The 17,562-nt window shown below is 72.8% G+C and carries 17 protein-coding genes and 4 pseudogenes; 10 read left to right on the top strand and 11 right to left on the bottom strand.

Features of this window, described 5'->3' with window-relative positions; translation table 11 throughout:
* The first annotated feature begins 71 nt into the window (after nt 1-71).
* The 4 genes from ACFY2L_RS26950 to ACFY2L_RS26935 are packed head-to-tail and all read left to right on the top strand — an operon-like array spanning nt 72 to nt 4,764.
* Nucleotides 72-203 carry a hypothetical protein gene (locus ACFY2L_RS26950; protein ID WP_390661615.1) on the top strand — a complete coding sequence of 44 codons (132 nt, stop codon included), beginning with the start codon at nt 72-74 and terminating at the stop codon, nt 201-203.
* A 29-nt stretch (nt 204-232) separates the two neighbouring features.
* Nucleotides 233-2,479, top strand: coding sequence for a glycosyltransferase family 39 protein (locus ACFY2L_RS26945; protein WP_390823657.1), 2,247 nt, complete (start codon nt 233-235; stop codon nt 2,477-2,479).
* A 45-nt stretch (nt 2,480-2,524) separates the two neighbouring features.
* A complete protein-coding gene (locus tag ACFY2L_RS26940) occupies nt 2,525-3,265 on the top strand; it encodes a response regulator transcription factor (RefSeq protein WP_390823656.1) in 741 nt (246 codons plus the stop codon).
* Nucleotides 3,262-4,764, top strand: coding sequence for a sensor histidine kinase (locus tag ACFY2L_RS26935; RefSeq protein WP_390823655.1), 1,503 nt, complete (start codon nt 3,262-3,264; stop codon nt 4,762-4,764). Before ACFY2L_RS26940 ends, ACFY2L_RS26935 begins: the two co-directional genes overlap by 4 nt.
* A gap of 82 nt (nt 4,765-4,846) precedes the next feature.
* On the opposite strand, the gene ACFY2L_RS26930 is transcribed toward ACFY2L_RS26935, so the two are convergent.
* The 7 genes and pseudogenes from ACFY2L_RS26930 to ACFY2L_RS26900 all read right to left on the bottom strand — a co-directional run bounded on the left by ACFY2L_RS26930 (nt 4,847) and on the right by ACFY2L_RS26900 (nt 8,562).
* Nucleotides 4,847-5,635, bottom strand: a complete 789-nt coding sequence (locus ACFY2L_RS26930; RefSeq protein ID WP_390823654.1) for an IclR family transcriptional regulator — start codon at nt 5,633-5,635, stop codon at nt 4,847-4,849.
* 55 nt (nt 5,636-5,690) lie between these two features.
* The gene (locus tag ACFY2L_RS26925; RefSeq protein WP_390823751.1) at nt 5,691-6,224 is read right to left on the bottom strand and encodes a fumarylacetoacetate hydrolase family protein; all 534 of its coding nucleotides are present in this window, start codon (nt 6,222-6,224) and stop codon (nt 5,691-5,693) included.
* The gene (locus ACFY2L_RS26920; RefSeq protein ID WP_390823760.1) at nt 6,224-6,532 is read right to left on the bottom strand and encodes a hypothetical protein; all 309 of its coding nucleotides are present in this window, start codon (nt 6,530-6,532) and stop codon (nt 6,224-6,226) included. The genes ACFY2L_RS26925 and ACFY2L_RS26920 overlap by 1 nt, the downstream gene beginning before the upstream one ends.
* Entirely contained in the window at nt 6,529-7,038 is a 510-nt protein-coding gene (locus ACFY2L_RS26915; protein WP_390823759.1) for a hypothetical protein, read from the bottom strand. The genes ACFY2L_RS26920 and ACFY2L_RS26915 overlap by 4 nt, the downstream gene beginning before the upstream one ends.
* A 196-nt stretch (nt 7,039-7,234) precedes the next feature.
* Nucleotides 7,235-7,737, bottom strand: a pseudogene (locus ACFY2L_RS26910) (FAD-dependent monooxygenase); the annotation flags it as partial.
* 82 nt (nt 7,738-7,819) lie between these two features.
* Nucleotides 7,820-8,041 (bottom strand): annotated as a pseudogene (locus ACFY2L_RS26905) (FAD-dependent monooxygenase); the annotation flags it as partial.
* Nucleotides 8,042-8,067: 26 nt separating this feature from the next.
* Nucleotides 8,068-8,562 carry a VOC family protein gene (locus tag ACFY2L_RS26900; RefSeq protein WP_390661620.1) on the bottom strand — a complete coding sequence of 165 codons (495 nt, stop codon included), beginning with the start codon at nt 8,560-8,562 and terminating at the stop codon, nt 8,068-8,070.
* Nucleotides 8,563-8,779: 217 nt separating this feature from the next.
* On the opposite strand from ACFY2L_RS26900, the gene ACFY2L_RS26895 reads away from it, so the two are divergent.
* Together ACFY2L_RS26895 and ACFY2L_RS26890 are read left to right on the top strand one after the other, a co-directional pair.
* Nucleotides 8,780-10,429 carry an MFS transporter gene (locus tag ACFY2L_RS26895; protein WP_390823653.1) on the top strand — a complete coding sequence of 550 codons (1,650 nt, stop codon included), beginning with the start codon at nt 8,780-8,782 and terminating at the stop codon, nt 10,427-10,429.
* Between the two features lie 38 nt (nt 10,430-10,467).
* A pseudogene (locus ACFY2L_RS26890) lies at nt 10,468-11,243 on the top strand (aldehyde dehydrogenase family protein).
* Here ACFY2L_RS26890 and ACFY2L_RS26885 read toward each other — a convergent pair.
* From ACFY2L_RS26885 to ACFY2L_RS26870, 4 genes and pseudogenes are all read right to left on the bottom strand, one after another.
* The gene (locus tag ACFY2L_RS26885; RefSeq protein ID WP_390823758.1) at nt 11,212-11,370 is read right to left on the bottom strand and encodes a hypothetical protein; all 159 of its coding nucleotides are present in this window, start codon (nt 11,368-11,370) and stop codon (nt 11,212-11,214) included. The pseudogene ACFY2L_RS26890 and the gene ACFY2L_RS26885 overlap by 32 nt on opposite strands.
* Before the next feature lie 203 nt (nt 11,371-11,573).
* Nucleotides 11,574-11,912: pseudogene (locus tag ACFY2L_RS26880) on the bottom strand (transcriptional regulator); the annotation flags it as partial.
* A 58-nt stretch (nt 11,913-11,970) separates the two neighbouring features.
* Nucleotides 11,971-12,540 carry a GNAT family N-acetyltransferase gene (locus ACFY2L_RS26875; RefSeq protein ID WP_390823652.1) on the bottom strand — a complete coding sequence of 190 codons (570 nt, stop codon included), beginning with the start codon at nt 12,538-12,540 and terminating at the stop codon, nt 11,971-11,973.
* Between the two features lie 93 nt (nt 12,541-12,633).
* A complete protein-coding gene (locus ACFY2L_RS26870; RefSeq protein WP_390823651.1) occupies nt 12,634-13,815 on the bottom strand; it encodes a serine hydrolase domain-containing protein in 1,182 nt (393 codons plus the stop codon).
* 319 nt (nt 13,816-14,134) lie between these two features.
* Here ACFY2L_RS26870 and ACFY2L_RS26865 point away from each other — a divergent pair, with 319 nt between their 5' ends.
* The 4 genes from ACFY2L_RS26865 (at nt 14,135) to ACFY2L_RS26850 (ending at nt 17,553) form a co-directional block, all read left to right on the top strand.
* The gene (locus ACFY2L_RS26865; protein ID WP_390823650.1) at nt 14,135-14,467 is read left to right on the top strand and encodes a hypothetical protein; all 333 of its coding nucleotides are present in this window, start codon (nt 14,135-14,137) and stop codon (nt 14,465-14,467) included.
* A gap of 47 nt (nt 14,468-14,514) precedes the next feature.
* Nucleotides 14,515-15,462, top strand: coding sequence for a DUF1648 domain-containing protein (locus ACFY2L_RS26860; protein WP_390823649.1), 948 nt, complete (start codon nt 14,515-14,517; stop codon nt 15,460-15,462).
* Between the two features lie 2 nt (nt 15,463-15,464).
* A complete protein-coding gene (locus ACFY2L_RS26855) occupies nt 15,465-15,857 on the top strand; it encodes a GntR family transcriptional regulator (RefSeq protein ID WP_390661625.1) in 393 nt (130 codons plus the stop codon).
* A 511-nt stretch (nt 15,858-16,368) separates the two neighbouring features.
* Nucleotides 16,369-17,553 carry a type III polyketide synthase gene (locus ACFY2L_RS26850; protein ID WP_390661626.1) on the top strand — a complete coding sequence of 395 codons (1,185 nt, stop codon included), beginning with the start codon at nt 16,369-16,371 and terminating at the stop codon, nt 17,551-17,553.
* Nucleotides 17,554-17,562: the final 9 nt, after the last annotated feature.

Raw genomic sequence — 17,562 nt, 5'->3', positions numbered from 1 at the left:
CTCACCCCGCTGAACACCGAGGCCGACGGCGTGTTCGTGGTCGGTGCCTCGTCACCTCGGCCGCGGTCCCGGTGTTCCGCGACGCCGTGCCGGACGACCCGGCGGCCGCGGAGGCACGCGTCCTCGCCGCCTCCGCGGTCCTGGTGACCGCCCTGCGCTTCCCGGTGCTGCGCCGGGCCGTCTTCCGCCGCAGCGCCTCCTGACCTCCTACTCCCCGAGAGCGAAACTCACCATGACCTCCACCACCGAGGCGCACGGGGCCCCCGTCCTGCGTCTCCCCGTCACGAGCCGTGCCCTGCCACGCTGGGCGGCCCCCGCCGCCCTGGGCGGCATCCTGCTCCTCGCCGCGCTGCTCTACGGCTGGGCCCTCGGCTCCCTCGGCTGGGGCAACAGCTACTACTCGGCCGCGGTGAAGTCGATGGGCCGCGACGGGACGAACTTCCTGTTCGGCTCCTTCGACCCGGCCGGAGTCGTCACGGTCGACAAACCGCCCGCGGCACTCTGGCCGCAGGTCGTCAGCAGCAAGATCTTCGGGATGCACGGATGGGCGCTGATCCTGCCCCAGACGGTGGAGGGCGTCGCCGCCGTCCTCGTGCTGCACCGTACGGTCCGGCGGTGGGCGGGCGAGGGCGCGGCACTGCTCGCCGCCCTGGTGATGACGCTGACCCCGATCACCGTCGCCATCAACCGGGACAACAACCCCGACACCCTGCTGGTGCTGTTCCTGGTGGCCGCCGCCTACGCCGTGACCCGCGCCCTGCAGTCCGGCACGGCCCGGCGCTCCACCTGGTGGCTGTGCGCCGGCGGGTTCCTCGTCGGCTGCGGGTTCCTCACGAAGATGATGGCGGCCTGGATGGTGCTGCCGGCCCTCGCGGCGGCCTGGCTGGTGGGTGCGCGGGGGACCTGGCTCGCGCGGGCCGGGCGGCTGCTGACCGCCGGCGCCGTGTGCGCGGTGTCCTCGCTGTGGTGGGTGGTGACGGTCGCCTGGTGGCCCGGTGAGAAGCCGTACATCGGCGGCAGCACCGACGGCGGCGCCTGGGACCTGGTGACCGGCTACAACGGGCTCGGCCGGATCTTCGGCGAGAGCGCGGGCAGTGGCGGCATGGGCAACTTCGCCGGCGGCTTCGGCGGTGAGGCCGGGCTGCTGCGGATGTTCAACGACCAGGTGGCGGGACAGATCAGCTGGTTGCTGCCGGCGAGCGCCGTGGCCCTGGCCGTCGCCGTGGCCGCAGCGGTGCTGCGCCGGCGCGGCAGCGGCTCGGCGGGTGAGGCCCTGGCGGGTTCGGGATGGGTGCTGTGGGGGACCTGGCTGGTGGTGTGCGGGCTGGTGTTCTCCACCCAGGAGGGCATCTTCCACCCGTACTACACGACCCAACTCGCCCCCGCCGTGGCCGCGTTGACCGCAGGACTGGCGACCGCGCTGGTAAGGGCGCACCGGGCCGGGGCGCGCTGGGCGCTGCCCGTCGGCGCCGGGACCGTACTGGTGACCGTCGTCTGGGCCGTGGTCGTGATCCGCCGGGTGCCGTCCTGGCACGGGTGGCTGGCCTGGCTGGTGCTGGTGCTGGGGCTGATCGCCGTCGGACTGCTGACGGCCGCGGGGCGGGTGGCGCGGCTGGTCCCGGTCGCCCTGGGCGGTGCGCTGGTGGCGGTGCTGCTCGCGCCCGCCGCGTGGGCGGTGGGCGTGACCGGCGGCTCCGGGACGGCGATGGGCGGAGCCAACCCCACGGCCGGGCCGGCGACGACGCCGTTCGGCGGAAGCGACGGCGGCGCGTTGCCCGAGGGGTTCGAGCTGCCCGAGGGCTTCGGCGGTGGCGGGTCCGGCATGCCCGGCGGATCCTCGGGCGAGCTGCCCGAGGGGATGCCCTCAGGAATGCCCTCAGGAATGCCTTCGGGGATGCCCACCGACCTGCCCGGGATGCCCGGCGGGAGCGGCGGCGGCTCGGGCTCCGCAGGGGGCGCCATGCCCTCCTTCCCGGGCACCGGCGGCGGCAGCGGCTCGGGCGGCCGAGGCGGCTTCGGCGGACCGGGCGGTGCCACGACGCTCACCTCCGACCAGCGCAAGATCCTCGATTACGCCGCCGAGCACTCCGACGGCGCCCGCATCACCCTCGCGGTCGAAGGGGGAGCCCAGGGCGCGGCCACCTTCATCCTGAACAGCGACAGCACGGTCATCGGGATGGGCGGCTTCACCGGCTCCGACAACGCACCCTCCGTCCAGCAGTTGCGGAAGTGGACCAAGAACGGCGAACTGCGGTACGTCCTCGGCTCCGGCGCCTCCGGCGGCATGGGCGCCCTGATGGGCGGCAAGGGCGGCGCGGCCTCCCAGCGGTCGGCATGGATCGGCGAGCACTGCGCCGAGGTGCCCGCCGAGAAGTACGGCGGCACAGGCAGTTCCGACGGCTCCGGCGGCGGCGGCGCGGCCGCGGGCGGCATCATGGGCCTCACCGGCACGACCCTGTACGACTGCGCCGCCAAGTAGCGGCACGCCAAGCAGCCCCAACGGCAGAACGGACGACACCGCACCATGCCCGAACCACCCGCCGCCCCGGCCCCGTACCGGCTTCTGGTGGTCGAGGACGATCCCGGTATCCGGATGCTGCTGGAATCGGCGCTGCGGCTGTCCGGCTACGCGGTCGCCGCCGCCGCCACCGGACGGGACGCCCTGCGGGACATCGAGGGGCTGCGCCCCGACCTGGTCCTGCTGGACGTGATGCTGCCCGACCTGGACGGCTACGAGGTCACCCGCAGCCTGCGCGCCGCGGGTGTGCGGACGCCGGTGCTGTTCCTCACGGCCCGCGGTGAGGTCGCCGACCGCATCGCGGGCCTCGCCGCGGGCGGCGACGACTACGTGACCAAGCCGTTCAGCATCGAGGAGGTGCTGCTGCGCATCCGCGCCATCCTGCGGCGGACGGACCCCGCACGCCTCGTCGACGGGGAGAGCGCCGACAGCGGGATCCTGCGCTTCGCCGACCTGGAACTGGACGAGAACGCCCACGAGGTCCACCGGGCCGGTGAGTACATCCCGCTGTCACCGACCGAGTTCAACCTGCTCACCTACCTCATGGAGAACACCAACCGGGTCCTGAGCAAGACCAAGATCCTCAACCATGTCTGGGGCTACGACTTCGCGGGCGACAGCCGCATCGTGGAGACGTACGTCAAGTACCTGCGCCGCAAGATCGACCGCTTCGACCCGCCCCTGCTGCACACCGTGCGCGGCGTCGGCTACTGTCTGCGTCTGCCTCGCGCGGGGACGGACCGGTGATCCGCGGCCGCCCCCGGTCGCTGCGCGGGCGGCTGGTGTGGGGCGTCACCCTGCTCGCCGCGACCGCGGTGCTCACCGCCCAGGCCATCGGCTTCTTCGTGCTGCATTCCTGGCTGCTCAACCGGGTCGACCAGCAGCTGACCGAGTTCGCCCTCCCGGACCGCGCCCTCGCCGACGAGGCCGGGCTGCCCACCAGGACGCCCCCGGACTCCGTCACCCTGCCCTCCGACTTCCGGATCACGTTCTACGACGCCACGGGCCGGGCGTGGGGAACCCTCGGCGGCGGGACGAAACCGGGTCCGGCGCTCCCGTCGGGCACCAGCGAACTCCCCCTGGAAAAGGGGCGTGAGGCCACCGTCCCGGCCGAGTCCGGCGACGGCCACTGGCGCGTGCTGTGGAAGGACACCCGGTTCGGCGGCACCACCTTCGTGGTCGCCCTGCCGCTCGACACCGTGGAGGGGGCCATGTCGAAGCTGCTCGCCCTCAACGTGGTCGTCTTCGGCGTGACCGTGGTCGGGCTGATCGCCGTCGGCCGGTGGGTCGTCCGCCTCGGCCTCCTTCCGCTGACCCGGATGGAGCACACGGCCCAGGACATCACCGCGGGGGATCTGAGCCTGCGGCTGCCCGACACCGACCCGCGCACCGAGACCGGCCGCCTCGGAACCGTACTGAACGACATGCTCGACCGCCTCCAACAGGCCCTGCGCCAACGTGAGTTCTCGGAGGCCCGGCTGCGTCGCTTCGTCGCCGACGCCGGACACGAGCTGCGCACGCCCCTCACCTCCGTCCAGGGCTTCGCCCAGCTGGCCCTGCGCCACCCGGACCGCCCCGCCGCACAGCGCCGGGAAGCCGACGAACAGGTCGCCCGGAACGCGGAGCGCATGAACCACCTCGTCGACGACCTGCTCCTGCTGGCCAGGCTCGACCAGGAGCCCGCCTACCGCAGCGTCCCCGTCGACCTGCTGTCCCTCGCGGCCGACGCGGTGAGCGCGGCGGCCGTACGGAGCGGGGGCGGGCACCGGGTGACCCTCAGCCCGCTCGGCGCGAAAGCCGGGGACTCCGAATTCGAGGTCGTGGAGACGGTGGGGGATCCCGACCGGCTGCTCCAGGTGGTGAACAACCTGGTGTCCAACGCGCTGGTCCACACCCCGCCGGGCACTCCGGTCGACGTACGCGTGGGTACGGCCCACGCGGGAGCGACGGCAGGAGGTACCGACCGGCCCGGCCGGGCCGGCGGCTCACCGCCGCTGACCACGGGCACGCCGATCCGTGTGATCGAAGTCGCCGACCAGGGGCCGGGACTGCCGCCGGAGGAGGCCGAGCGGGTCTTCGAACGCTTCTACCGCGTCGACCCCTCCCGCTCCCGTGACCACGGCGGCAGCGGCCTCGGTCTCGCCATCGCCACGGCGATCGCCCAGGGCCACGGCGGCCGCCTCGAAGTCGACACCGGAGCGGGTCCCGGGTGCACGTTCCGCCTGGTGCTTCCGGCCGGGAACTGACCGGGGCCCCGCTCGGACGTCCCGGCCCCACGCGGGCGCCATGGGGCCCGCGGCGCGGGACACGTGCGGCACGGCGAGCGCCTCAGTCGGTGGTGAGGGCCAGGCGTTCGCTGATCTCGCTCGCCGTGGCCCGGACTTTCTGGGCGAACTCCGCCTCCGCCTCGGGGTAGACGCGGGAAGCGAGGGCCGCCACGCTCACCGCCGCGGTGACCTGGCCGTTCGGGGCCTTGATGGGGGCGGCGATGCCCACGACATCGGGGTCGAGTTCGCCGCGGGTGACCGAGTAGCCGAGGCGGCGGATCCGGGCGAGGCGCTCCATCAGGGCGTCGACGTCGGTGAGGGTGGCCGGGGTGAAGCGGCGCAGTTCCGCCGTCTCCAGCAGGCGGCGCGCCTCGTCCTCGGGGCTCCAGGCGAGCAGGACCAGGGCGGAGGCGCCGGCGTTGAGCGGCAGGGTGCTGCCGCGTTCGTAGGAGATCCGCACCGCGCGGGTTCCGCTCTCGGCCCGGTCGACGCAGACGATCAGGTCCCCGGTGCGGCGGGTGAGCAGGACGGTCTCGCGCACCTCCTCCGCGAGTTCCTGCATCGACGGCAGGGCGACCTCGGACAGGCCGTAACTGCGGCGCGCCAGTCGCGCGATCTCCAGGACCCGCAGGCCGAGCCGGAACCCGCCGCCGGGAGCCTCCTCGAGGAAGCGCCCGGCCACCAGGCTCTGGAGATAGCGGTACGCGGTGGACCGTGCGACGCCGAGCCGCTCCGCCACCGCGGTGCCGGAGACGACGAGATGCGTGTCGTCGAACATGGTCAGGATGTCCAGCGCCCGATCGGCGGTGGAGTTGCGCTCGCGATAGCTGGGGGACGCTGTTCCTGACATGCCGGACACTGTAGCCGCTCGGCGTGGGTTCCCGGAACGGGTGCCCTTCACGCGGTCACAGGCTGTCTTTGACGACGGCGTTGCGCAGTTCACCGATGCCTTCGACGGAGGTGAGGAGTTCCTGGCCCGGTCGCAGGAAGACCTTGGGATCGCGTCCGGCACCGACGCCGCCGGGGGTTCCGGTGAGGATCAGGTCGCCGGGCCCGAGGGTGATGACGGTGCTGACGTAGGCGATGACGTCCGCGACGCCGAAGAGCAGGTCGGCGGTGTTGGACTTCTGCATGGTGTGGCCGTCGACGCTGCCGGAGATGGTCAACCCGGAGGCGCCGGACGGGAGTTCGTCGGAGGTGACGAGCGTGGGCCCGACGGGGGTGGTGGCCTCGAAGGTCTTGCCGGAGAGGAACTCGCGGGTGCGGTGCTGCCAGTCGCGGACGGTGACGTCGTTGGCGACGGTGTAGCCGGCGACGTGGTCGAGGGCCCGGCGGCGGGGGATGTGCCGGCCGGGGCGGCCGACGACGACGCCGAGTTCGGCCTCCCAGTCGAGGTCGTCGCTGACCGGCGGCATGTGGATGTCGTCGTGGGCGCCGATCAGGGAGCCGTCGTACTTGGCGAACAGGGTGGATGGGTGGGCGTCGGGCGGCCCATCTCCTTGATGTGGGTGGCGTAGTTGAGGCCGAGACAGACGATCTTGTTGGGGTGCGGGACGACGGGGGCGAGCGTCACCCGGTCGAGCGGGACGCGGTCGCCGCTCCGGGCAGCCCGTTCCTGCCAGTCCTCGCCGGTGGCGAGCAGGGCGCCGACGTCGCTGTACGGCAGCAGGACGAACTCGTCGCCGTCCTGCAGGGCGGCGGTGGTGGCGCCGTCTCCGTCCTCGGGACGGACGGTGCTGAGCCTCATGGGCGTACTCCCTGGATGTGGGGCTTGACTTGGGGTTCGGGACGGGAAGGACGGGCAGCCGGCTCCGCGGAGGTGCCGTCCCCGGCGCCGCCGGTCGAGCGCCGCAACCGCGCGGCCACGTCCCCTGCTCGGTCGGGGGTGAACACGGCGGCCACCAGCCGGTCCGGGCGCACGAGGACGAAGCGGCCGGCCAGCCCGGCGAAGTGGGCGTCGAGGCGGCCGTCGGCGTCGGCGATCCCCGTGCGGCCGACGTGGTCCCGCGGAGCACGGTCGTCGAGACAGACGTCCACCCGGGTGGCATCCGGAAGGCCGGGCCGGACGGTGGTGACGGTCGCCCAGTCGGCGTCGGTCACGCCGGTCCCCAGCAGACTCCAGCCCCGGCCGAGGACGTCGTCGAGCCGGGAGACCTCGTGCCCGGGTGCGCGCAGCACACGGGGCTGGGGCAGCGGCGCGCCGACGAGTGACCGGTGCGGGCCGTCGAGGCGTACGACGGCTCCTGAGCGCACGCGGGTCTCGGCGGTAGCGCATCTCGGTGAGGTACCGGCGTCCGGGCGGGGTGCGCATGGCGGTGCGCACCAGCAGGTCGCGCACCCGGGCGCGGCGGCGGCTGGTGGTCATGACGATCCGGCCGAGCCGGACGGAGAGGTCGATCACGGCCCGGGCGTGCGGGCGGCGCTCGGTGTCGTACGTGTCGAGCAGGGCGTCGCCGGCCCTCCCCGTCAGGACCTCGGCGATCGTCCAGCAGAGGTTGGCCGCGTCCCGGACACCGGAGTTGAGGCCCTGCCCGGCGAACGGGGCATCATGTGGGCGGCGTCGCCGAGCAGGAAGCAGCGGCCGTCGCGCAGCCGGTCGGCCAGGAGCGCGTGGAAGCTGTAGGCGACCGCGCGCTCGACCTGCTCGGGAGTGATCTCCCGATAGGGGAGCAGGAGTTGACGCACCAGCTCGAACGGGGGCGGGGTGCCCGCCTCGCACTCGCCCGGCTTGAGCCGGAACTCGTAGCGGCAGCGGCCGCCCTGGCCCGGCACGACGACGACGGGCCGCCCGGGGTCTCCGTGGTGCATGCCGTAGCGCTGGTCGTGGGTGTCGTCCAGGGTGTCGGCCACCAGCCACACCTCGGGGAAGCTGCGCCCCTGCATGGGGACGGACAGCAGGTCGCGTACGGTGCTGCGGCCGCCGTCGCAGCCGAGGACGTAGGAGACGTCCACCTCCTCGACGGGGCCCGTCCTCGCCGCCGCTCCGGAGGGTGACCCGCACCCCGTCGGGATGTTGGGTGAGGTTCGTCAGCCGGGTGCCGAAGCGGACGTCGACGCCGGGGAGGCGGCGCAGCTGCTCGCACAGCACCCGTTCGAGGTCGGGCTGGGCGTTGCGTTCGACCAGCAGCACCCGGACCCCCCGGGAGCCGAGCAGGTGGGCGGCGGTCAGACCGGTCGGGCCGGCGCCGACGACCAGGACCGCGGGCCGGTGGTGGGACGGGGAACCCGGCCGCGGGGCCGGTTGTGGTTCTGGCATAAGGGTGCTCCGTCGCGGGCCGTGGATCACTGGACGGGCTGGTGGGCGGGGCCGCCCTCGGTCAGCAGCCGCTCGGCCTCGGCGAGGACCTCCTCGGGGGACTGGTCGAGGTTCAGCGTCTTGCGGAACGGCTGGCGCACGTCGCGCTCGATGCGCAGGTAGACCTCGTTGCGGTTGCCCTCGGGGTCGAAGAAGTAGATCCCGATCGCGTTGCCGTGGGTGACCTCCTGCTGGACCTCGATGCCCTCGGCGCGGAACCGGTGGTGGAAGTCGATGATCGACTCCAGCGAGTCCACCCGCCAGGACACCTGGTGCGTGAGCCTGCTCCCGGCGGGCGCGGTCCGGCCCTCCTGGAGCACGAATTCGTGGTGTTCCTCGTCCGGGCGGGACGAGAAGAACACGATGCGCCGTTCCTCGTCCTCGTCGGTCACGGTCAGCCCGAGGACCCGGCTGTAGAAGTCGCGCATCTTCTCGAGGTCGTCGACCCAGAAGCCGGTGTGTCCGAGACCAGTGATACTCATGGTGTCTCCATATTCAGGACTGGATAAATGCTAATCAGGACTACCCAGCGGTGGATGGCGCGTCGATCGCCGAATTTCTACCGTCAAGCCTCTTGACTCGGGGGAAGTGTGCGGTGCACGGTCCTGCTCAGTGAACTCATCGTCCGACTATGCGGGACATGAGTCCGGGCGTCGCTCAGCCGACGGCGTCCACCGAGCACCACAGGAGGCATCCCTCATGACCGATCCCGGTGCCGAGAGCCGCACGCACTCCCAGAACACCCCCGCTCCGCTGAGCCGCGGCACGCTGATGGCGGCCTGCCTCGCCATCTGCGTGGCTCAGATCGGCATCCCCCTGGCCTCCCCGCTCATCGGTGAGATCCAGCGGGACCTCGGGGCGTCGGCCGCCGCCCTGGCCTGGATCCCGGCCGCGTTCATCCTCCCGACGGCCATCCTGGAGCTGAACTTCGGCGTCCTCGGCGACCTGTTCGGACGCAAGCGCCTGCTCGTCCTCGGCGGGCTGTTCATCACGGCCGGCTGCCTGGTCGTCGCCACCGCGGGCTCGATGACCCAGCTGATCGCCGGCCAGGCGGTCGCCGGCCTGGGCGCCGCGGCGATCTTCCCCTCCTCGCTGGCGGTGATCGTCACGGGCACCCGGGAGCCCGCCGCCCGCGCCAGGTCCCTGTCGTACTGGGCGCTCAGCCTCGCCTTCGGCGCCATGATCGCCCCGCTGATCAGCGGCTTCATCGCCGAACACGCCCACTGGGGCTGGGCCTTCGTCCCGCTCGCGGTGCTCGGCCTGGTCACCTCGGCCGTCAGCGGTCGCCACATCGTCGACTCCCGCCAGGCCACCGCCGACCGCGGCCTCGACCGGCCCGGCCAGATCACCATCGCCGTGTCCCTGCTGGCCCTGCTCTACGCCGTCATCGAGGGCGCGGGCGACGGCTACTCCGAGCCCCGCATCGTGCTCGCCTTCGTCCTCGCCGCCGCCTCCTTCACGGCGTTCCTCGTGGTGGAGCGCAGGTCACGGGCGCCGATGCTGCGCCTGGACCTGTTCCGGACGCCGGCCTTCGCCGCGGCCGCCGCCATCGGACTGCTCGCCCTGTTCGGCTTCATCGGCACCGCCTACGCGCTCAGCATCAAGCTGGAGAACGTCCACCACGTCTCCCCGCTGCGGGCCGCCCTGCCCCTCGCTCTCATCCAGGCCGTCCCGCTGCTGCTCACCCCCGTCCTGCCGAAGCTGCTCCAGCGCGTGCACCCCCGCACCCTGCTGGTCGGCGGACTGCTCTCGCTCGCCGCCGGAGAGCTCTGGATGGCGCTGCTGCCGGGCGACGCGACGAGCCTCGCGTCGATGACCGGACCGATCCTGCTGATGGGAGTCGGCTTCATCACGATGTTCTCCTCGCTGACGGCCGTCGCCGTCGGCACGGTCGACATCCGGTACGCCGGCATGGCCAGCGCCGTCACCAGCCTCGTCCGCGAGACCGGGCAGGCCCTCGGCCCCGCGGTCACCGGCGCCGTCGCACTCGGCATGGCGAGCGGCGCCCTGGCCGACAAGCTCGACTCCTCCGGCCTCCCCCCACAGGCCCTGGGCGCCGCCCAGGCCGTCAACTCCGAAGGAGGCGCACTCGCCGCCGCCAACGCCGACCTGGGCAGCCTGTCACGCACGGTCGCCCCGCTCGCCCGCGAGGCCCTCGAATCGGGTCTGGACCTCGGTATGTACCTCTGCGCCGGCGCCGCGCTGGCAGGCGCGGTGATCGCCGCGCTCGCCCTGCGGCACACCGCGGCCTCCGACGCCATGGCCCTCGGCACGTCCGCCCCGGAGGCGGCCCCCGCCACCCCCACCACCAGTACCTCGTCCTCCGTCAAGCCGCTCTCCAGCGCCTGAGCGCCGGCCCCGAGGACCTCGCCGCACCACCTTCCGACATGGAACGGGACACCATGACTCTTCTGGACAACAGCACCTGGGAAGGCCGGATCTTCTCCGGTGAGTGGATCAACGGCTCGGGCGAGGCGTACGACGCCGTCGAGCCCGCCACCGGCAAGACCCTCGGCAGCGTCGGCACCGCCACACCGGCCGACGTGGACGACGCGGTGAAGCGAGCGGTACGCGCCCAGCGGGAGTGGGCCGCCCGCCCCTACTCCGACCGCGCCGCGGTCCTGCGCCGCGCCGCGCGCCTGTTCGAGGAACACCAGCAGGAGATCGAGACCTGGCTGGTACGGGAGTCCGGTGCGATCCGGCCGTTCGCGGCCATGCAGGTCGGCAGCGGTGGCGCGGAGGAGTGTCACGAGGCCGCCGCCCTGGCCGGGGCGCCCTACGGTGAGCTGCTGCGTTCCGGGCAGCAGCGGCTGTCGTTCGCCCGCCGCGTTCCCGTCGGGTGGTCGGTGTCATCGCCCCGTTCAACGTGCCGATCGTCCTGGCCGTGCGGGCGGTCGCCCCGGCGCTCGCGCTCGGCAACGCGGTCGTCCTCAAGCCGGACCCCCGCACCGCGGTCAGCGCAGGCGTGGTCTTCGCCCGCGTCTTCGAGGAGGCGGGTCTGCCCCCGGCTCGAGCTGATCCACGGGACGTGGCCGAAGTCGCCGGACGCCTGTTCCTTTCGGAAGACTCCTGCTGCCGTAAGCGACTCGCTGATGCCCTCGCCGCGGCCGGCGTAGGCATCAGCCGAGGGGCTACAGAGGCGCCGGCTCCACTCTGCCCGTGAACCGGCCCCCCACTTGATCGGCGAGCCGGTGGACGCGGGCCGACTGGTCGCCGTCCCGGTCCCGGACGTGCACGTGGACGGTGTGGTCCTGCGAGCGCTCGTCCTGGTAGAGGTCCCGGGAATTCACGGTCAGCGTGAGGTACGCGTACTTCTGCGAGATCGCGTCCAGTCCCGCTCCGGGAACCGCGGGCCATGCGTCCGGATCCCACCGGACAGCGGCGGGATCCGGCCCCAGAGCGGCGATGAAGGGCTCGGCGCGGTCCAGCGGACGACCCCAGTCGAACACCCGGATCGGCAGACGGTCTGCGGGGTCGTCGCCGGCCTCCGAGGAAGGAGCTGCTCGCGCAGGGAGTCGCGGGCGGTGCGGCGGGATTTGGGGATGGCGAAGGCGAAGAGGTGCCAGGTGCCGTCCCGGGACGCGAGGCCTGCGTCCTGCCGGTAGGCGTGGCGGACGTGGGCGGCGTCGGGTGCCAGGGATCCGGTGACGTCGGCCACGGCGCGGAGGGTGGCCTTGCGGCCACGGCCTTCCTGGGTGAACCGGCCTTCGGCGACGAGGTGTTTGACGCACAGCCTGATCTGCTGGTCGGTCATGCCGAGGAGGTGGGCGATGGTGTAGAGCTCGCCGGCGTCGACGGTGCCGTCCTCGCGGACCAGGGCGTGCACGAGCAGCCGGGTGGGGATGTCCGGCCCCCTGTCCGTCCCTCGGCGGGGGCGGGGGTGGTGTTGTTCATGGCGCCTTCCGCTCGCTCGTCGTCTCCGCCGCGGTGACCGGGCGGTGCATGGTGGTGACCGCGCCGAAACCCATCAGGCGGCGCAGGTAAGGGGTTTGCTCGGTGCGGTGGGCGGTGAAGCCGTGCCGTTCGTACAGCGCCCTGGCGCGGGGGTTGACGTCGATGACGTCCAGGCGGATCCGGTGGCAGCCGTGGTCGGCGGCGACGGCTGTGATCTCCCGCAGGAGAAGGCTGCCGATGCCGGGGCCCCGGTGCGCTGCCTCGACGGCGATGCCGTCCATCACGAGTTCACCTGCGGCGGGGGTGCGTTCGAAGAGAGCGAGGACCGCCAGTCTGGGCAGGCCCCGGAACAGGCCGTAGGCGGACAGCACGTCCTTCACGTTCCCGCCGGTCAGCGCGCGGCCGCCGAGCCGGTGGCCGGCCACACCGACCACCCGGCCGGCGAGGACGGCGGTGACACCGCGGTCGTGGTGCAGATGGGCCGCGATGAACGCGCGCCCCACGTCGGGTGGGTCGAGAGCCGGGGCCAACTTGCGGCCGAACGCCTCCCAGTACAGCGCCGCCACCTTCGCGCGGTGATCTCCGGAGTGTCGGGCCGAGCCATTCATGGGCCCCGTCAGGCGCTTACGCTCCTGAGCGGTGCGAGTGTCGCGGTGAGCTCACCGGTGCTGGAGCCCCGGGGCGCACAGGGCGTGATCAATCAGGGCGCTGGCCGCGTTCTCCTGGTCCACGATGTGCTCCAGGGTGTCGCCGCGCGCCTCGGACATGGAGACCACGGCGCTTCGCCGGCCGTCGTCGGTGACGCCGTTGAGGGTGATGTAGCCGCCGTCACCGCCCTCGTGGCTCCAGTAGGTTCCCGCGCAGCTCAGGGGTCGTTCGACCAGGCCGAGCCCGTACCGGCCACCGGGCCAGAGCTGTTGGACCTCCGCGCTCACGGGGACGGTCCGCTTCATCTCGGCCAGCTGACGCGCAGGCAGCAGGCGGCCCGCGAGCAGCGCGCGGAGGAAGCCGTTCTCGTCCCGCGTGGTCGTCACGAACGACAGGTTCTCGTAGTCCACCGGTATCTGCTCGGTGACGTCCACCCGGGAGCCTGGGCCGAAGAGTTGATAGGCCTGGGCATGCGGCCGGGGGAGGGCGGGCGAGGTGCCGGCCCACCGGGTGTGGTCCAGGCCGAGCGGGCGCAGGATGCGGTCTTCGATCTCCTGGTGGGCGGGGTGCCCGGTGGCCTTCTGGATGATCATGCCGAGCAGGACGTAACCGGTGTTGGAGTACGTCCAGCCCTCGCCCGGCGGGAAGTCGGGCGCGTGGGCCATGGCGCGGGCGACCAGTTGCCCGGGGTCGTAGACGTCGTGGCGCTGTTGGTAGTACTCCTCCGGCGTGGTGTATCCGGGCAGGTCGTCGTGGATGCCGCTGGTGTGCTGGAGGAGTTGGCGCACGGTGATGCGGCTGCCGTCGTTGCCGTTGTCCCGCACCACTCCGGGCAGCCAGTGGTCGACCGTGTCGTCCAGGGACAGCCTGCTCTCGGCCTCCAGTTGGAGGACCACGGTGGCGACCAGCGTCTTGGACGTGCTGGCCATGCGGAAGTAGCCGTCGGAGGGGACCGGGCGGCCGGTGGTCAGGTCGGCGGTGCCGCTGGTGGCGACCGACTGCCGACCGTCGGGCGCGATCACGCGGGCCTGCACACCGCTGATGCCGAGGGCGTGGATCGCCGCGGTGTCCTGGCGTAACTGCTCCACAGGGGACGGACCAGCGGGCTGGGCGACAGCGGCACCCACATCGGCGGCGAGCAGCGTGGCGACGCCGAGCGCCGTCGCGAGGTGCTTTCGCAGAGTCGAAGTCATGGCCGAACGCTATTTTCGCCGCCGCCGGGGCGCGATCGGGTGCGCCCCAGGACCGGAAGGGGGATATCCCCCGGCGCGGCCTGTCACCGGTGCCGCCAAGAGGTGGAGGGGTGCTGTGGCCGTCCATGCCGGACACGGCCGCTCCCAGCCCGGACGGCCCGCGCCCGAAACAGCTCCGACCGCGCGCTCGTGGTTGCCGGGTTGGGGCCACGGCCCGAGGCATGCTGGTGTCCGTGACCGGGGTACCGCACACCGCGCGTGCCGCGATGGCCGGGCGGGGACGTGCGACCTGCGTCCCGTGACAGACGAGGGGGGTCAGGTGGCGGACGACCGACGGGCGGATGTGCCGCCCGGCACGACGGCCGGTGTGCTGGCAGCCCGCCTCAAGGAGCGCATCTGCGCGACGATCACGATGATCGCCGTGGTGGTCGGCCTGTCCTCCGGCGATGTGGGCTCCCGCGGCGCCGCCGCAACGGTCCTGACGACCGCTCTGGGCCTGTGGCTCGCGGCGTACCGGCGCTGCGACCTGCCGGCCCCCACGACAAGCAGGCGGATGTGGGCGCAACGACCGTACGGCATGGGGGCTCTGGTCCCGAGGCCGCCGTCGTCGGGACGCTCACGAGGGTCGTGCGGGCGGGCGGTCCTGACGTAGGGTGTCATTGTTCTACTTCAATGAGAACAATGAGGTGAGGGGGACAGATGACCGTCGTCCGCAGATGGGTCCTGACGGCCGTTCCGTTCGGCATCGCCACCGCCGCGTACGTCGGTGTCTTCCTGGCGAGCTACGACCGGCTGCCCGGGCGGATCGCCACCCACTTCTCGGGCGACGGCAGGGCTGACGGCTTCATGAGCCGGCCCGCCGCGCTGTGGTTCGGCGGTGGCCTGCTCGTCGGGCTCGGGCTGCTGTTCACCGTCCTGACCCTGGTGTCCAAGGAGAGCCCGGGGTCGAGGCTGACCACCGCGGTCGGCGCCGGCACGGCTGTCACGCTCGGATATCCGCTGGTCTTCACCGTCCTTGTCAACACGGAGGCCCACGACCCCGCTGAGGCGCACCTGCCGATATGGCATGTGGCAGTGCTGCTGCTCGCGGGAGCGGCCACCGGAGCGGTTGCCTGGTGGCTGATGAGTGCCGGGCCGCGCCCGGCGCCCACGCCGCCGGCCCCTTCGCTGGCGCTGGCCGACGGCGAGGTCGCGGCCTGGAGCCGCACCGTCGTCTCCCACGCACTGCTGTTCCCGGCCGGCGCCGTTACGCTCGGCGGGCTGTTCGCCGTGGCGTTCGGCCCCTGGCAGGCGGGACTGCCGCCGCTCGTCCTCGGCCTGGCGTGCGCACCGTTCGCCTGCGTGCGGGTGACCGTCGACCGGCGCGGACTCACGGTCGCCTCCACGGTCCTCCCCAGACCCCGGCTGGCCCTGCCGCTCGGCAGCATCGTCAGTGCCGCCGGCGTCCAGGTCGACGCCATGGGGGACTTCGGCGGCTGGGGATACCGGATCCGCCCCAAGCGGCGGGGCGTGGTGCTGCGTTCGGGGGAGTCCCTCTCGGTCCGTACGGTGGGAGGACGTGAGTACGTGGTCACCGTCGACGACTCGACCACCGCGGCCGCGCTGCTCAACGGCCTGGTGAACCGTCACGCGGGGGAGCGAGCGTAGGGATGCTGTTTCGGGTGCATCCCGGCTCTCCGGTACCGCTGGGTGAGCAGATCGCCGCCTGTGTACGCGGGGCGATCGCCGACGGCACGGCGGCCCCCGGTGAACGGCTGCCGCCTGCCCGCCAGGTCGCCGAGTCGCTGGGCGTCAACGTGCACACAGTTCTGCGCGGTTACCAGAGACTGCGTGACGAAGGCCTGATCGAGCTGCGCCGTGGCCGGGGCGCGGTGGTCACCGCGGCGCCCGGCGTCGCGGACCAGGCCCGCCTCAACGAGGCCGTGCACCGCCTCGTCAGCCAGGCGCGCGAGCTCGGTCTGACAGACCAGGAGTTGCTGGCCATGGTGCACGACAGCCTGGCCGACGCACCCGTCGCCACGCCACCCGCTCCCGGACGCTGAAGGTCACGGGCGCGGGTTTCCGTCACCCGACGGCGCTCGCGCGGGTGAGGCCCCGTCCGCCGCGTCCCGGCATGGTCCAGCACGGTCCAGCAGGGGAGCGCAGTCCCGGAATCAGAGAGCTCAGGCACCCCTCCACCTGCCTCGCGTACGGGCACACACCCGGATGAGCCCCTGCTCAGAGGCCCTGGGTCGCATGGCGCGCACCACCGTCCACACGCGCGTGCCGGCCCGCGCGGTGGGGGGGGGACCTCCGCTGACGGCATGTCAGGCAGGAACGCGGCGCTGGGCCGGCAGCTCCCCCCAGCAGTGTGTGCCGTGTCACGTGCTCCACATGCTGCCCAAGTTGCCTAGGTCACAGCGGAAATGTCCCTTTGGCGTCCATGCTCGAACCGGACGTCACCGCCCGAAGTGGAGCGCGGTGGCGCCGACTTGGATGCGTGGTGCCGAAGTGATCCACGGCACATCACTCGTGACGTTCCCCCACCCCATGTTCCTTGGAAAGGTGCACCTCATGGCCGCTTACCTGTGCCCTCCTGCCGTGATACACGGCGAGCACACCGTAAAGACCAGCCAGATCGTCGAGGAAGTGCGCGGCCGGCACCCGCACGCGGCGTGGGCGCCGCGGATCGACGGCATCGCGGCCAGCACGGGCATCGAAACCCGTGGGTGGATGCTGCCGCTGGAGACCGTCGTCGCGCCCGGCAAGGGGGGCGGACTGCCGGCCGCGGGCACCGGGCCGGCCCGGGAGGCCCTGGCCAGAGACGGGTTCGCCGAGCAGGACGTGGATCGCGCGATCGCCGCCCTCGAGGCGATACCCGCGCCGCAGACCGTCCAGGAGCGCACCGCGCCGGCCTGGGCGGCCGTACAGTCCTACGGGGAGCGTGCGGCGCGCGGAGCACTGCAGATCGCCGGGCTGGACGCCGCCGACGTCGACTGCTTGATCACCAGTCACTCCACCACCCCGGCGCTGCCCGGGCTGGACCTCGCCCTGAGCAACAGGCTCCCGCTCCGCGACGACGTGATGCTGCTGCCGGCCACGCAGTGGGCCTGCATCGCCGGGACCCGGTCCCTGGCGCTGGCGGCGGATCTCGTGGCCGCGGACCCCGACCGGGTGGTCCTGGTCGTGATCGCGGAGGCCCTGAGCACGACCTACCAGCCCGCGGACGACACGCTGGAGTCGTTGATCGTCCGGTTGCTGTTCGCGGACACCGCGGTCGCCGCGGTGGTCACGGGCCGCCCCAGGCCCGAGTCGGTACTGCGGCTGGACGCCGCCTGGCACCACACGCTGCCCGGCACCCAGGACCTGCACCGCCTGGAGACACGGGCGGACGGCACCCACTTCGTGATGGACCGGCGCGGGCCGCGCGCCGTGCAGGAGACGGTCACCGCGATGTGGGAGTGGTTGCGGGCCCGTTACCAGGACCACCCCGACTCCTGGCACCCCGACGTCCTGCTCGCGCACCCCGGCGGGACCCGGGTGCTGGAGTACATGGAGCAGACGATGCCCGACGGGTGGCCGTCGGGGCTGCTGGACCACAGCCGGGACAGCTACACCAGCGGCAACCGCGGAGGCGCCGCCGTGTTCGACATCATGCGGAGGGCACACGACGCCGGGCAGGAACCGGGCAGCCGCGCCGTCCTGTACGCGGCGGCCCCGGGCCTCACGGCCACCGCCTTGGAAGGGCAGTGGCTGTAGCGCCAACTC

Origin of the sequence: Streptomyces sp. NPDC001381, from assembly GCF_042895685.1 — a bacterium.
Classification (GTDB): Bacteria; Actinomycetota; Actinomycetes; order Streptomycetales; family Streptomycetaceae; genus Streptomyces.
Note: the sequence above shows the minus strand (reverse complement) of the source record. Positions and strands in the feature narration are given on the sequence as shown.